General features: G+C 70.1%; 11 protein-coding genes. All 11 read left to right on the forward strand.

Annotation, left to right across the window (positions count from 1 at the left end):
* Window positions 1-14 precede the first annotated feature (14 nt).
* The 11 genes from Ato02nite_RS41140 to secG all read left to right on the forward strand — a co-directional run bounded on the left by Ato02nite_RS41140 (window position 15) and on the right by secG (window position 14,979).
* Window positions 15-1,811 carry a hypothetical protein gene (locus Ato02nite_RS41140; RefSeq protein ID WP_213012116.1) on the forward strand — a complete coding sequence of 599 codons (1,797 nt, stop codon included), beginning with the start codon at window positions 15-17 and terminating at the stop codon, window positions 1,809-1,811.
* A gap of 147 nt (window positions 1,812-1,958) precedes the next feature.
* Window positions 1,959-4,922 carry an excinuclease ABC subunit UvrA gene (gene uvrA / locus Ato02nite_RS41145; RefSeq protein WP_213012117.1) on the forward strand — a complete coding sequence of 988 codons (2,964 nt, stop codon included), beginning with the start codon at window positions 1,959-1,961 and terminating at the stop codon, window positions 4,920-4,922.
* A 263-nt stretch (window positions 4,923-5,185) separates the two neighbouring features.
* Window positions 5,186-5,713, forward strand: a complete 528-nt coding sequence (locus tag Ato02nite_RS41150) for a Rieske (2Fe-2S) protein (protein ID WP_213012118.1) — start codon at window positions 5,186-5,188, stop codon at window positions 5,711-5,713.
* A gap of 89 nt (window positions 5,714-5,802) precedes the next feature.
* A complete protein-coding gene (uvrC, locus tag Ato02nite_RS41155) occupies window positions 5,803-7,959 on the forward strand; it encodes an excinuclease ABC subunit UvrC (RefSeq protein ID WP_213012119.1) in 2,157 nt (718 codons plus the stop codon).
* 123 nt (window positions 7,960-8,082) lie between these two features.
* Entirely contained in the window at window positions 8,083-8,991 is a 909-nt protein-coding gene (gene rapZ / locus Ato02nite_RS41160) for an RNase adapter RapZ (protein ID WP_213012120.1), read from the forward strand.
* On the forward strand, window positions 8,988-9,947 hold the full coding sequence (locus tag Ato02nite_RS41165; RefSeq protein WP_213012121.1) for a gluconeogenesis factor YvcK family protein: 960 nt from the start codon (window positions 8,988-8,990) through the stop codon (window positions 9,945-9,947). Before rapZ ends, Ato02nite_RS41165 begins: the two co-directional genes overlap by 4 nt.
* A gap of 61 nt (window positions 9,948-10,008) precedes the next feature.
* Window positions 10,009-10,989, forward strand: a complete 981-nt coding sequence (gene whiA, locus Ato02nite_RS41170; RefSeq protein ID WP_130511592.1) for a DNA-binding protein WhiA — start codon at window positions 10,009-10,011, stop codon at window positions 10,987-10,989.
* Between the two features lie 648 nt (window positions 10,990-11,637).
* Complete coding sequence (gene gap, locus Ato02nite_RS41175; RefSeq protein WP_213012122.1) at window positions 11,638-12,633, forward strand: type I glyceraldehyde-3-phosphate dehydrogenase; 996 nt, start codon at window positions 11,638-11,640, stop codon at window positions 12,631-12,633.
* A gap of 6 nt (window positions 12,634-12,639) precedes the next feature.
* Complete coding sequence (locus Ato02nite_RS41180; protein ID WP_213012123.1) at window positions 12,640-13,836, forward strand: phosphoglycerate kinase; 1,197 nt, start codon at window positions 12,640-12,642, stop codon at window positions 13,834-13,836.
* A 2-nt stretch (window positions 13,837-13,838) separates the two neighbouring features.
* On the forward strand, window positions 13,839-14,633 hold the full coding sequence (gene tpiA, locus Ato02nite_RS41185; protein ID WP_213012124.1) for a triose-phosphate isomerase: 795 nt from the start codon (window positions 13,839-13,841) through the stop codon (window positions 14,631-14,633).
* Between the two features lie 88 nt (window positions 14,634-14,721).
* A complete protein-coding gene (gene secG / locus Ato02nite_RS41190; protein ID WP_203807790.1) occupies window positions 14,722-14,979 on the forward strand; it encodes a preprotein translocase subunit SecG in 258 nt (85 codons plus the stop codon).
* Window positions 14,980-15,067 lie beyond the last annotated feature (88 nt).

The following is a 15,067-nucleotide window of genomic DNA, read 5'->3' on the forward strand; positions in this document are numbered from 1 at the left end:
GCAAGAATGCTCCGATGCGCGCGGTGGACGAGGTGGTCGAGGAGCAGGCTGTCCCCGAGCCGCCGGAGCCGGCCACCGTGCCGCGCCGGCGCGCCGACCTGTGGTCGCTGCTGAACTATGTCGTCCTGTCGCTGCTGGTGATGAGCCAGCTCTGGCGCGACCCCAACGGCCGGGTGCTGGCCAGCAACGACGACGACCACGGCGTGATGCTGTTCATGCTGGCGCACGGCGAGCGGGTGATCTTCCACGGCGACAGCCCGTTCTGGTCCGACCGGCTGAACGTGCCGGACGGCGTGAACATGATGGCCAACACGGCGATGCTGGCGCTGACCCTGCCGGTGTCACCGATCACCCACTTCCTCGGCGCCGGCGTGTCGGTCGCGCTGCTGCTCACCCTGGGCCTGGCCGCCACCGCCTGGGCCTGGTATTGGGTGTTGTCCCGGCACCTGGTGACCAGCCGGGTCGCGGCCTGGCTCGGCGGGCTCTGGTGCGGCTTCGCGCCGACCATGGTGTCGCACGCGAACGGGCACGTGAACTTCGTCTGCCAGTTCGTGATCCCGTTCATCGTGCTGCAGGTGCTGCGGCTGCGTGAGCCGGGCCGGGCGATCCGGGGCGGGCTCACCCTCACCGCGCTGATCGTGCTGCAGGTCTTCATCAACGAGGAGTCGCTGCTCTTCACCGCGCTGGCCCTGGGCGTGTTCGTCGTCGCGTACGCGGCCATGGCCTGGCCGCAAGCCAAGCGCGACGCGCGGCACTTCCTGGCCGGTCTCGGGGTCGCGGCCCTGTCCTCACTCGCCCTGCTCGCCTACCCGCTGCACTACCAGTTCTTCCGCACCGGCAGTTACCACGGCCAGCCGTTCTCGCCGGACGAGTACGTCACCGACCTGCTGTCGGTGGGCGCGTTCGCGCGGCAGTCGCTGGCCGGTTACGCGGCGCTGACCCGGCACCTGAGCGTCAGCGCGACCGAGGACAACACGTTCTTCGGGCCGGTCGGCCTGGTCATGATCGTGGTCTCGGTGGTGGTGCTGTGGCGCTCGGTGGCGGCCCGGTCCGCGGCGATCTCCGCCCTGGTGCTGCTGCTGGTGTCGATGGGCCCGCGGCTGCGGGTGGCCGGTCACGACACCTCCATCCCGCTGCCGTTCGGCCTGGTCAGCCACGTGCCGATCATCGACCTGGTGAGCGTGACCCGGTTCGCGATGGTGCCCGCGACGATCGCCGGGGTGCTGCTGGCGATGGCCGCCGACCGGATGCCGGCGATGTCGGTCAAAGGCCGCCGCTGGTTCGTCACCGGCCTGGTGCTGGCGCTGGTGCCGCTGGCGCCGAAACCGCTGCCGGTGGTCGCGGGCGAGCCGCTGCCGCCGTTCCTGACCGAGGGCATCTACCAGCAGTACGTCGCGGACGACCGCAGCCTGGTGACCGTGCCGCTGCCGGACGTGACCACCGGCCGCACCGGGATGCGCTGGGTCACCCTGTCCAACCTCGCGTACCGGTCGCCGCGCGGCTACTTCATGGGCCCGGTCGACCCGCCGGCCGACGACACCGGCTCGTGGAGCGCCCCCGTCCGATACACATCCAGCCTGCTGTGGCGGGTCCGCGAGTACGGCCAGCGGCCGACCGTGACCGACACCATGCGGATCCGGATCCGGCAGGACCTGATCTTCTGGCGGGCCGCGGTGGTCGTGCTGGTGCCGAACAGCCGCAACGGCGATGCCCTGCTGGCGACCTTGACCGACGCCCTGGGCCCGCCGCAGCTGGTGGGCGGTGTCCAGATCTGGGACGTACGCTATCTCCCGGTTCCCTCGACCGAGTGAGTTAGCCCGGTCTGAACTGCGGGAATGTGCGTCATGTGACAGGCGCTGCACGGAGGCAGGCCGTTTCCGGCGAAAACTTGTCGTACCCCATGGCTAGAGTGGCCGCGGCTTTGCTCGACTCATACACCTGTACGGAGAGGCTGGCTGGTGGCCGACCGTTTGATCATTCGAGGCGCGCGCGAACACAATCTGCGTGACGTCAACCTCGACCTGCCCCGCGACGCGATGATCGTCTTCACCGGACTCTCCGGCTCGGGCAAGTCCAGCCTCGCGTTCGACACGATCTTCGCCGAGGGCCAGCGGAGATATGTGGAGTCGCTGTCGTCGTACGCCCGGCAGTTCCTCGGGCAGATGGACAAGCCCGACGTCGACTTCATCGAGGGCCTGTCGCCGGCCGTCTCGATCGACCAGAAGTCGACCTCGCGCAACCCGCGCTCGACCGTGGGCACGATCACCGAGGTCTACGACTACCTTCGCCTGCTCTTCGCCCGCACCGGCATCCCGCACTGCCCGGTCTGCGGCGAGCGGATCAGCAAGCAGACCCCGCAGCAGATCGTCGACCGGGTCCTCGCCATGGACGAGGGCACCCGCTTCATGGTGCTCGCCCCGGTGATCCGCGGCCGCAAGGGGGAATATGTCGATCTGTTCGCCGAGCTGCAGGCCAAGGGTTACGCCCGGGCCCGGGTCGACGGCGTGGTGCACCCGCTCACCGAGCCGCCGAAGCTGAAGAAGCAGGAGAAACACACCATCGAGGTGGTGATCGACCGGCTCAGCGTCAAGGCGTCCAGCAAGCAGCGCCTGACCGACTCGGTCGAGGCCGCCCTCGGCTTGGCCGGCGGCATCGTGCTGCTCGACTTCGTCGACCAGCCGGAGGGCGACCCGGCCCGCGAGCGCCGCTTCTCCGAGCACCTGGCCTGTCCCAACGACCACCCGCTGGCGATCGAGGACCTCGAACCCCGGGTGTTCTCCTTCAACGCGCCCTACGGCGCCTGCCCCGAGTGCACCGGCCTCGGGACGAAGAAGGAGGTCGACCCCGAGCTGATCATCCCGGACGTGGAGCGCAGCCTCCGCGAGGGCGCGATCCAGCCGTGGTCGGGCGGCCAGACCCAGGAGTACTTCCTGCGTCTGCTCGAGGCCCTGGCCAACGCCGAGAAGTTCTCGATCGACATGCCGTGGCGGCAGCTGCCGGCCCGCGCGCAGAAGACGATCCTGTACGGCTCGGAGGACCAGGTCCACGTCCGCTACCGCAACAAGTACGGGCGGGAGCGCTCCTACTACACCGGGTTCGAGGGCGTGATCCAGTGGATCGAGCGCCGGCACAACGACACCGAGAGCGACTGGTCCCGCGACAAGTACGAAGGCTACATGCGCGACGTGCCGTGCCCGGTCTGCGGCGGCACCCGCCTCAAGCCCGAGGTGCTGGCCGTGACGATCGCCGGCAAGAGCATCGCCGAGGTCTGCAACCTGTCGATCGGGGACTGCGCCGAGCTGCTGGCCACCATCGAGCTCGACGACCGGCAGAAGATGATCGCCGAGCGGGTGCTCAAGGAGATCAACGCCCGGCTGCGCTTCCTGGTCGACGTCGGCCTCGAATACCTGTCCCTCGACCGCGGCGCCGGCACCCTGTCCGGCGGTGAGGCGCAGCGCATCCGGCTGGCCACCCAGATCGGCTCCGGCCTGGTCGGCGTGCTCTACGTGCTGGACGAGCCGTCGATCGGCCTGCACCAGCGCGACAACCACCGGCTGATCGAGACCCTGGTCCGGCTCAAGAAGCTGGGCAACACGCTGATCGTGGTCGAGCACGACGAGGACACCATCCGCACCGCCGACTGGATCGTCGACATCGGACCGGGCGCCGGCGAGCACGGCGGCAAGATCGTGCACAGCGGCTCGGTCGAGGGCCTGCTGGCCAACGAGGAGTCGCCCACCGGCGCCTACCTCTCCGGCCGCCGGTCGATCCCGACGCCGCGCACCCGCCGCCCGCAGACCGCCGGCCGGGAGCTGGTGGTGCAGGGCGCCCGCGAGCACAACCTGCGCGGGCTGACCGTCGGCTTCCCGCTCGGCCAGTTCATCGCGGTCACCGGGGTCAGCGGCTCGGGCAAGTCCACCCTGGTCAACGACATCCTCTACACGGTGCTGGCCAACCAGGTGAACGGCGCCCGGATGGTGCCCGGCCGGCACACCCGCATCACCGGCCTGGAGAACGTCGACAAGGTGGTGGGCGTCGACCAGTCGCCGATCGGGCGCACCCCGCGGTCCAACCCCGCGACGTACACCGGCGTGTTCGACAACATCCGCAAGCTGTTCGCGGAGACGGTCGAGGCCAAGGTGCGCGGCTACGGCCCGGGCCGGTTCTCGTTCAACGTCAAGGGCGGCCGCTGCGAGAACTGCGCGGGCGACGGGACGATCAAGATCGAGATGAACTTCCTGCCGGACGTCTACGTCCCCTGCGAGGTGTGCAAGGGGGCGCGGTACAACCGGGAGACCCTCGAGGTGCACTACAAGGGCAAGACGATCTCCGAGGTGCTGGAGATGCCGATCGAGGAGGCCGCGACCTTCTTCGAGCCGATCACGTCGATCCACCGGCACCTCAAGACGCTGGTCGACGTCGGCCTCGGCTACGTCCGGCTGGGCCAGCCGGCCCCGACCCTGTCCGGTGGTGAGGCGCAGCGCGTCAAGCTCGCCTCCGAGCTGCAGAAGCGGTCCACCGGCCGGACGGTCTACGTGCTCGACGAGCCGACCACCGGCCTGCACTTCGAGGACATCCGCAAGCTGCTGCTGGTGCTCAACGGCCTGGTCGACAAGGGCAACACGGTGATCACCATCGAGCACAACCTCGACGTGATCAAGACGGCCGACTGGCTCATCGACATGGGTCCGGAGGGCGGCAGCAAGGGCGGCCTGGTGCTGGCCACCGGCACGCCGGAGGAGTTGGCCGAGGTGCCGGAGAGCCACACCGGCCAGTTCCTGCGGCACATGCTGGGCCTGGAGGGCGAGCCGGCCGGGGCAGCCGCGGCAACTGCCCGGGCGGCCAAGGCCAACGGCACCGCCGCGCCGAAAACCGCCACCAAACCCCGCGCGACCAGGTCACGGGCCAAAGCCGCGGTCTGACGGGTGCTTGAAGCGTAAAGTTCCAGCAAGGTCACAGGTGACTCATAGCAACGGCGCCGGGTCGGGTCCATAGGCTCGACCGGGCGCCGTTCCGTGTGTAAACAACGGGGAAAGGCGCCGGGCAAAGGCGCCCAAATACCAGGAAAGAACCGCACTTTCAGCGGACAATTTCGCCGAACCCCTGAACCGGCTCGGCCATGACCGCGTACACATCTGCGACGCCGCGTGACCACTAGCGCGGACATGCACTGGAGGGCTAACCGATGACAGACGTGCAGACGAGGACCGACAACGCGCTCCCCACCGAGGAGCCGCCGGGCCGCACGGGCACGGCCTCGACGCGCCGGCTCGTCCTGCTCGGCGCCGGCGCGGCCGGTGCCACCGCGGTCCTGGCCGCCTGCGGCACCAGCAGCACCAACACCAACGGCAGCGGGTTCAGCAACGACCCGGCCCCGGCCGGCAGTGCCGAGGCCGGCGGCGGCACCGGCAGCACCGCGGGTGCGACCGGCGGCAGCGCCCTGGCGTCGACGGCCGACGTGCCGGAGGGCGGCGGCGTCATCTCCGGCGACTTCGTGATCACCCAGCCGGTGGCCGGCACGTTCAAGGCGTTCAGCAAGGTCTGCACGCACGCCGGCTGCGACGTCAGCAAGGTGGACGGCGGGGTGATCACCTGCCCGTGCCACGGCAGCAAGTTCTCCATCGAGACCGGCGAGCCGACCACCGGGCCGGCCACCAAGGCGCTGGCCGAGACGAAGGTCAAGGTGGACGGCGACAGCATCGTCAAGGCGTAGCGGGAAAGGCCGGAGGTCCGACGCCGTGGCGGCGGCAACGGACCTCCGGTCGGGTAATCATGTCAGTCCCCCGCACTATCGTTGACCCCGTGCCAGACCCGTCGACCTACCGACCCGCGCCGGGGACGATCCCCGAGTCGCCCGGCGTCTACCGCTTCCGCGATCCGACCGGCCGCGTCATCTACGTCGGCAAGGCGAAAAATCTGCGCAACCGCCTGAATTCGTATTTCGCGGATACCTGGTCGCTGCACGCGCGCACCCAGCAGATGGTGACGACCGCGGCCGCCGTCGACTGGGTGACGGTCGGGACCGAGGTCGAGGCGCTGCAGCTGGAGTTCAGCTGGATCAAGGAGTTCGATCCGCGGTTCAACGTCAAATACCGCGACGACAAGTCCTACCCGTTCCTCGCGGTGACCCTCAACGAGGAGTTCCCGCGCCTGCAGGTGATGCGCGGCGCCAAGCGCAAGGGCGTGCGCTACTTCGGGCCCTATTCGCACGCCTGGGCCATCCGCGAGACCCTCGACCTGCTGCTGCGGGTCTTCCCGGCGCGCACCTGCTCGGCCGGGGTCTTCAAGCGGTCCGGTCAGATCGGCCGTCCCTGCCTGCTCGGTTACATCGGCAAGTGCTCGGCCCCGTGCACCGGCCAGGTCACCGCCGACGAGCACCGGGCCATCGTCGACGACTTCTGCGACTTCATGGCCGGTAAGACCGACACGTTCGTCAAGCGGCTCGAGCGCGACATGATGCGGGCCTCCGAGACGCTCGAGTTCGAGCGCGCGGCCCGGCTGCGCGACGACATCGCCGCCCTGCGCCGCGCCATGGAGAAACAGACCGTGGTGCTCGGCGACGGCACCGACGCCGACGTGGTCGCCTTCGCCGAGGACCCGCTCGAGGCGGCCGTGCAGGTGTTCCACGTGCGCGACGGCCGGGTCCGCGGCCAGCGCGGCTGGGTGGTGGAAAAGGTGGAGGACCTGTCGGCCGGCGACCTGGTGCACCACTTCTGCTCGCAGATGTACGGCGATGTCGAGGGCGAGGGCGACGTGCCCCGCGAGCTGCTCGTCCCGGCCCTGCCGGAGGACGCCGCGGCGCTCGCCGACTGGCTGTCCGAGCACCGCGGCAGCCGGGTCTCCCTGCGGGTGCCGCAGCGCGGCGACAAGAAGGCCCTGATGGAGACGGTGGCCCGCAACGCCGGCGAGTCGCTGCAGCGGCACAAGCTGCGCCGGGCCGGTGACCTGACCACCCGCAGCAAGGCGCTCGACGAGATCGCCGAGGCGCTCGGCATGGAGACGTCGCCGCTGCGCATCGAGTGCTTCGACGTCTCGCAGATCCAGGGCACCGACGTGGTCGCGTCCATGGTGGTCTTCGAGGACGGCTTGCCTCGTAAGAGTGAGTACCGCCGGTTCGCGGTCCGGGGCAACGCCGACGGCAGCGGCACCGACGACCTGTCCGCGATGACCGAGGTCATGCGGCGCCGGTTCGCCCGCTTCAAGGCCCGGCCGGAGGCCGACGCACCGCGCGACCGGCCGGAGTCCGATGTGGCCGACGACGCGGCCGACGCTCTGCTGCACGGCGACGAGGTCCCGGCCGGCGAGCTGCCGGGCATCGACCCGCTCACCGGTAAACCCCGCCGGTTCGCCTACCCGCCCCAACTGGTCGTGGTGGACGGTGGCCAGCCGCAGGTCAACGCGGTCGCCGAGGTCTTCGCCGAGCTCGGCATCACCGACGTCGCCCTGTGCGGCCTGGCCAAGCGGCTCGAGGAGGTGTGGCTGCCGGGGGAGGACTTCCCGGTGATCTTCCCGCGCACCTCCGAGGCGCTCTACCTTCTGCAGCGGGCCCGCGACGAGGCCCACCGGTTCGCCATCACGTTCCACCGACAGCGCCGGTCGAAGCGGATGACCGGCTCCGCCCTGGACAGCATCCCGGGGCTGGGGGAGACCCGCCGCAAGGCGCTGCTGCGGCACTTCGGGTCCCTCAAGCGCCTGGCCGCCGCGACGGTCGAGGAGATCACCGAGGTTCCCGGCATCGGCAAGCGCACCGCCGAGACCCTGCTCGCGACGCTCAACCCGGCCGCCGAGCCGGAAGAACCGCCGGCCGAGCCGGGCGCGATCCCGCGCGGCGGCGCGGGCAAGACCCGTCCGGGCGCCACCCGCAACCGGGCCGGCACCAGCCTGCCGGCGTCGGCCCCGGTCAAGACCTCGGCCGTCCGGGCGGCCATGGCACAGGACAACCTGGATTCACACGATTAGCGGATCGGCCCGACTCGTCGAGCCGGTTCGGCCTAGGATGTTGCCTTCAGTCCGTTCAAGGGCGGCGGCGGGGCGGTTGGATGGGGTGTCCGCCGCCAGGCGGCATTTACGCGGGAGGCGTGCGTGACGGAGTCGTTGCCGGAGTTCGCTGACGCGGTGGACCCGGACGAAGTGGCCACCGACCTGGTGGTCGTGACCGGTGTGTCCGGTGGTGGCCGCAGCACGGTCGCCCGCGCGCTGGAAAATGTCGGCTTCTACGTGGTGGACAACCTGCCCCAGGCGCTGATGCTGGACATGGCCCAGCTCGCGTTCCAGGCCGGTGGCGCGGCCCGGCGCACCGCCATGGTGCTCGACGTGCGCAGCCGGGCGTTCTCCACCGACCTGGCCGGTGCCGTGCGCGCGCTCAAGGAGCGCGGCTTCTCGCCGCGGGTGGTGTTCGTCGACGCCGACGACGAGGTGCTGATCCGCCGGTTCGAGTCGGTGCGCCGCTCGCACCCGCTGCAGGGCGACGGCCGGCTCGCCGACGGCATCACGGCCGAGCGCAAGCTGCTGGCCGAGGCCCGCGAGCAGTCCGACGTCATCATCGACACCAGCCACCTCAACGTGAACCAGCTGCGCCGCCGGGTCGAGGAGCTGTTCGGCGGCGAGGATGTGCGCAAGCTGCGCATCACCGTGCTGTCGTTCGGCTTCAAGTACGGCCTGCCGCCCGACGCCGACTACGTGCTGGACGCCCGCTTCCTGCCCAACCCGTTCTGGGTGCCCGACCTGCGCGACCACACCGGCCTGGAGGACGCGGTCAGCAAATACGTCCTCGACCAGGAGGGCGCGGGCACGTTCGTCAGCAACTACGCCGCCCTGATCGCGTCGACCGCACCCGGCTTCGAGCGCGAGGGCAAGCGCTACCTCACCGTCGCGGTCGGCTGCACCGGCGGCAAGCACCGCAGCGTCGCGATCACCGAGGAACTCACCGCGCAGCTGCGCGACATGCGCCTCGCCGCCCATCCGTCGCACCGCGACCTGGGGCGGGAGTGACGGCCGTTCGGGTGGTCGCGTTCGGGGGAGGCCACGGGCTCGGCGCCTCCCTCCGCGGCCTGCGTCATGCAGCGCGCGAAATGGAGCTGGACATCACGGCGATCGTCACGGTCGGCGACGACGGCGGTTCCAGCGGCCGGCTCCGGGCCGAGCGGGACGCGCTGCTGCCACCGGGCGACCTGCGGCAGGCGCTGGCCGCGCTGGCCGCCGACGACCCGGCCCGGCAGTTCACCGCCGAGCTGCTGCAATACCGGTTCGCCGGCAGCGACGCCCTGGCCGGGCACGCGGTCGGCAACCTGCTGCTGCTCGGCCTCATGGAGATGCTGGGCGACCCGGTCGACGCCCTCGACCACGCGGCCGCCCTGGTCGGCGCGCAGGGCCGGGTGTTGCCGATGGCCCGGCACGCGGTCGACATCGAGGCCGACGTGATCGGCGCCGACCCCGAGCGCCCCGGCGAGGTGGTCACGGTGCGCGGCCAGCACGCGGTCGCGGTGGCGCTCGGGCACGTCGAGGCGGTCCGCCTCGAGCCGGCCGACCCGCCCGTCTGCGAGCAGGCGATCGACGCCATCCACGCCGCCGACTGGCTGATCTTCGGCCCCGGCAGTTGGTACACGAGTGTGCTGCCCCACCTGCTCGTGCCCCGGCTGGCCGAGGCGATCATCACGAGCCCGGCCCGCAAGCTGGTGACGCTCAACCTGGCCGCCGACAACGAGACCCTCGGCCTGTCGGTGGCCGACCACCTGGCCGCCCTGAGGTGGTATTTACCGGGTCTGCGGGCCGACACGGTGCTGGCCGACGCCAAGTGGGTGGGCGAACCGGAACCGGTGCACCAGGCGGCCGAAACCTTGGGCGCCCGTCTCGTGTTGGCACCCTTGGCCGTTGCGGACGGCAGCCCTAGGCATGATCCTGAGTCGCTGGGCGTTGCACTGGTGCCAGTATTGGGCGCCGCTCGTTAAGCAGACGGCGTAGTGCGGCACACACTGTTCAAGATTCGGCGCATGAGGTGGGACTAACACGATGGCGATGACGGCAGCGGTCAAGGACGAGCTGAGCCGGGTCGACGTGCCCAAGCCGTGCTGCCGCCGGGCGGAGATGGCGGCGCTGCTGCGTTTCGCCGGCGGCCTGCACATCGTGTCCGGCCGGGTGGTGGTCGAGGCCGAGCTCGACACCGGCGCCGTCGCGCGCCGCCTGCGCCGCGAGATCGCCGACGTCTACGGCTACCCCAGCGAGGTGCACGTGCTGGCCTCCGGCGGCCTGCGCAAGGGCAGCCACTACATCGTCCGGATCGTCAAGGACGGCGAGGCCCTGGCCCGCCAGACCGGCCTGCTCGACGTGCGCGGCCGCCCGGTCCGCGGCCTCCCGCCGCACGTGGTCTCGGCCAACGTCTGCTGCGCCGTCGCCGCCTGGCGCGGCGCCTTCATGGCGCACGGCTCACTCACCGAGCCCGGCCGCTCCAGCGCCCTCGAGATCACCTGCCCCGGCCCGGAGGCGGCACTCGCGCTGCGCGGCGCCGCCCGGCGCATCGGCATCACCGCCAAGGAACGCGAGGTCCGCGGCGTGGACCGCGTGGTGATCAAGGACGGCGACGCGATCGCCGCCCTGCTCACCCGCATCGGCGCGCACGCGAGCGTGCTGGCCTGGGAGGAGCGCCGGGTCCGCCGCGAGGTGCGCGCGACGGCCAACCGCCTCGCCAACTTCGACGACGCCAACCTGCGCCGCTCGGCCCGCGCCGCGGTCGCGGCGGCCGCGCGGGTCACCCGCGCCCTGGAGATCCTGGCCGACGAGGCCCCCAACCACCTGACGTCCGCGGGCCGCCTGCGCCTCGAACATCGCCAGGCCTCCCTGGAGGAGCTGGGCGCGCTGGCCGACCCACCGCTGACGAAGGACGCGATCGCCGGCCGCATAAGGCGTCTGCTCGCCCTGGCCGACAAGCGCGCCCGCGACCTGGGCATCCCCGACACCGAAGCAGCGGTGACGCCCGAGATGATGGCGTGCTGATCAAGGCGACCGGCGTGAGCTGGGCGTTTCCGCGCACGCTTTTCTAAAAGTACGGGTAGCCCCGTTCACAAGCGCAAGTCGGCCGCTCCGCCGAGCCGCGCGGCCGGCCCGCGCCACCAGGCCGCAGCGCGACTCTCGCGTGAAGCGATGGCCGCGCCGGGCGCCGTCACGACTTCGCGCTTGCGGTGCCCGCGCTTGCGGTGCCCGCGCTTGCGGTGCCCCGCGGGCGGGGCGGCTCCGGCCGTTCGGTGCGGCGGGGTGGGAGTGGTCGCGATGGTTGCGTTACGCAGCGCTACACGCGAGAGGCGCGCTGCGGCCGCGAGGCCGCTCGGAGATCGCGCTCGTAGGCGGGGACCTGCCGGAACGCGTACATTTCAAGGGTTTTTCTTGAACGCTTAATTAGGGACCTTGGTCACCTCGCGGTAACCCACCCGGCCTCTCGGTCGGCGGATGGCTCGGATAGGGTCGGTGATGACGGCGACGGTGCCGGCAGCTCGGCCGACCGCGCTGTGACGCCGCCAGTTCGGTGCGGCGCACCCTTCACTCGCGCGCGTTCGCCGGACGCCCTACGCCGGACCGTTGCAGTTCGGCGTGCAGACCCTCCGCCGGTCGACGAAATCCGGCGGACCGAAACGAGGAGATCCACCTGTGACCATCCGGGTTGGCATCAATGGCTTCGGCCGTATCGGACGTAACTTCTTCCGGGCCGTTCAGGCCTCCGGCGCGGACATCGAGATCGTCGGCGTCAACGACCTCACCGACAACGCGACGCTGGCTCACCTGCTCAAGTACGACTCGATCCTGGGCCGTCTGCCCGCCGAGGTGAAGGCCACCGCCGACGAGATCACCGTGGGTGGCAAGACCTTCAAGGCGTTCGCCGAGCGTGACCCCGCCAACCTCGCGTGGGGTGACCTGGGCGCCGACGTGGTGATCGAGTCGACCGGTTTCTTCACCGACGCCACCAAGGCGAAGGCGCACGTCGACAACGGCGCGAAGAAGGTCATCATCTCGGCTCCGGCCAAGAACGAGGACATCACGATCGTCATCGGTGTGAACGACGGTCTGTACGACGCCGCCAAGCACACGATCATCTCGAACGCGTCCTGCACCACCAACTGCCTCGCGCCGATGGCCAAGGTGCTCAACGACACGATCGGCATCGAGCGTGGCCTGATGACGACGATCCACGCCTACACCCAGGACCAGAACCTGCAGGACGGCCCGCACAAGGACCTGCGTCGCGCCCGCGCCGCCGCCCTGAACATCGTGCCGACCTCGACCGGTGCCGCGAAGGCCGTCAGCCTGGTGCTGCCGGAGCTCAAGGGCAAGCTGGACGGCTTCGCGCTGCGGGTGCCGATCCCCACCGGCTCGGCCACCGACCTGACCTTCACCGCGAGCAAGGAGACCTCGGTCGACGAGGTCAACGCCGCGATCAAGGCCGCCGCGGACGGCCCGCTCAAGGGCATCCTGGTCTACACCGAGGACCCGATCGTGTCGTCCGACATCGTCACCGACCCGGCGTCCTGCATCTTCGACGCCGGCCTCACCAAGGTGATCGGCGACCAGGTCAAGGTCGTCGGCTGGTACGACAACGAGTGGGGCTACTCGAACCGCCTCGTCGACCTGGTCAAGCTGGTTGGCTGACGAATCGTGAAGACTCTCGACGACCTGCTCGGCGAGGGTGTCTCGGGTCGGCGCGTGCTCGTGCGCGCCGACCTGAACGTCCCGTTCGACAAGGCCAACCCCGGTGTCATCAGCGACGACGGCCGTGCACGCGCGGTGCTGCCGACGCTGGTCGCACTGCGTGACGCGGGTGCCCGTGTCATCGTGATGTCCCACCTCGGCCGCCCGAAGGGCGCGCCGGACCCGAAGTACACGCTCGCTCCCGTCGCGACCCGGCTCTCCGAGCTCCTGGGCTCGGACGTCGTCTTCGCCTCGGACACGGTCGGCCCGTCCGCTTCCGCTGCCGTTGCCGCCTTGACGGACGGCCAGGTGCTCCTGCTGGAGAACCTGCGCTTCAACGAGGGCGAGACCTCGAAGGACGACGCGGCGCGCGCGGCTTTCGCGGGGGAGCTGGCAGCATTCGCCGACTTCTACGTCGATGACGCTTTCGGTGCCGTGCACCGCAAGCACGCCTCGGTGTACGACGTGCCGGCGCTGCTGCCGCACTACGCCGGTGGTCTCGTCCTGAAAGAGGTCGAGGTCCTGCGCAAGGTGAGCGAGAGCCCGGAGCAGCCCTACGTGGTCGTGCTCGGCGGCTCGAAGGTCTCCGACAAGCTCGCCGTGATCAAGGCGCTGCTGCCGAAGGTCGACAAGCTGCTCGTCGGCGGCGGCATGTGCTTCACGTTCCTGAAGGCGCAGGGGCACGAGGTCGGCAAGTCGCTGCTGGAGTCGGAGATGATCGACACCTGCGCTGACCTTCTGTCGCAGGCCGACGGCCGGATCGTGCTGCCGGTGGACGTCGTGGCCGCCGACGAGTTCTCGGCTGACGCCTCGTATGACACGGTCGACATCTCGGACATCCCGGCCGATCGGCTCGGGCTTGACATCGGGCCGAAGTCGGTCGCGCTGTTCGCCGAGGCCATCGGGTCCGCGAAGACGGTCTTCTGGAACGGCCCGATGGGCGTCTTCGAGCTGGCGCCGTTCGCGGCCGGCACCCGGGGCGTCGCCGAGGCCATCACCAAGATCGACGGCTTCTCGGTGGTCGGCGGCGGTGACTCGGCCGCGGCCGTGCGCACCCTCGGCCTCGACGAGTCCGCGTTCGGGCACATCTCGACCGGTGGCGGCGCGTCCCTGGAGTACCTCGAGGGCAAGAAGCTGCCCGGCGTCGAAGCCCTGGAGAAGTGAAAATGACCGACCCGACCCCCCGCCTTCCCATCGTGGCCGGCAACTGGAAGATGAACCTCAACCACTTCGAGGCGATTCTCCTGGTGCAGAAACTGGCCGCGAGCCTCAACGAGAAGCAGTTGACCGACGTCGAGGTGGTCGTCGTTCCGCCGTTCACCGATCTGCGCAGCGTGCAGACCGCGATCGAGGGCGACAAGCTGCTGCTCAAGTTCGGGGCGCAGGACATCTCCCGGCACAAGAGCGGCGCGTACACCGGGGAGATCTCCGGCGCGATGCTGGCAAAGCTGGGCGTCTCCTACGTGCTGGCCGGGCACTCCGAGCGCCGCGAGTACCACGACGAGGACGACGCGCTGGTCAACGCGAAGGTGAAGGCGGCCTTCGCGAACGACATCACGCCGATCCTCTGCGTCGGCGAGGGCCTGGTGACCCGCGAGGAGGGCACGCACGTCGCCCACTGCACCCACCAGACCCTTCTCGGGCTCGAGGGCCTGACGCCCGAGCAGGTCAAGCAGACCGTGGTGGCGTACGAGCCGGTCTGGGCGATCGGCACCGGCAAGACTGCGACGCCGGACGACGCGCAGGAGGTCTGCAAGGCCATCCGCGTGGCGATCACCGAGAAGTACGGCGCCGAGGTGGGCGAGACCGTGCGGATCCAGTACGGCGGTTCAGTGAAGGCTGCCAATATCGCCGCGATCATGGCGCAGCCGGACATCGATGGTGTGCTGGTCGGCGGCGCTTCGCTGGAGGCCGAGGAGTTCGCCTCCATCGTGCGGTTCAAGGAGCACGTGGCTCGCTGAGACATACCGTGTGCCCGGTCGCCATCGGTGGCCGGGCACACGCTATTGTTGGTGCGCTGTCTGCCCTTCGAGAGGAATGAACCCGATCATGCCGATGTGGTTCGCGTACACGATGATCGTGTTGCTGGTGCTCACCAGCCTGGTGCTGACCCTGCTGATCCTGCTGCACCGCGGCAAGGGCGGCGGCATGTCGAGCATGTTCGGCGGCGGCGTCAGCTCCAGCCTGGCCGGTTCCTCGGTGGCGGAGAAGAACCTCGACCGCTACACGGTTCTGGTGGGCATCGTCTGGTTCGCGTGCATCGTGGGTCTGGGACTCTGGCTGCGTCTGGCCCTGCCTGCTAGCTGACGGTCACCGATAGTCGTAGAATCTGCCGCGCGTCCGGTTCTGCCGGGCGTGCGGCGTTTCTTTTGCCAGTATTTCGGCCATATTTCCG

It is taken from the genome of Paractinoplanes toevensis (assembly GCF_018332695.1).
Classification (GTDB): domain Bacteria; phylum Actinomycetota; class Actinomycetes; order Mycobacteriales; family Micromonosporaceae; genus Actinoplanes; species Actinoplanes toevensis.

Coding starts and splice junctions, on each gene's coding strand:
- Ato02nite_RS41140 (WP_213012116.1), top strand. CDS start 15: ATGCGCGCGGTGGACGAGGTGGTCGAGGAGCAGGCTGTCCCCGAGCCG.
- Ato02nite_RS41150 (WP_213012118.1), top strand. CDS start 5,186: ATGACAGACGTGCAGACGAGGACCGACAACGCGCTCCCCACCGAGGAG.
- whiA (WP_130511592.1), top strand. CDS start 10,009: ATGGCGATGACGGCAGCGGTCAAGGACGAGCTGAGCCGGGTCGACGTG.
- tpiA (WP_213012124.1), top strand. CDS start 13,839: ATGACCGACCCGACCCCCCGCCTTCCCATCGTGGCCGGCAACTGGAAG.
- secG (WP_203807790.1), top strand. CDS start 14,722: ATGCCGATGTGGTTCGCGTACACGATGATCGTGTTGCTGGTGCTCACC.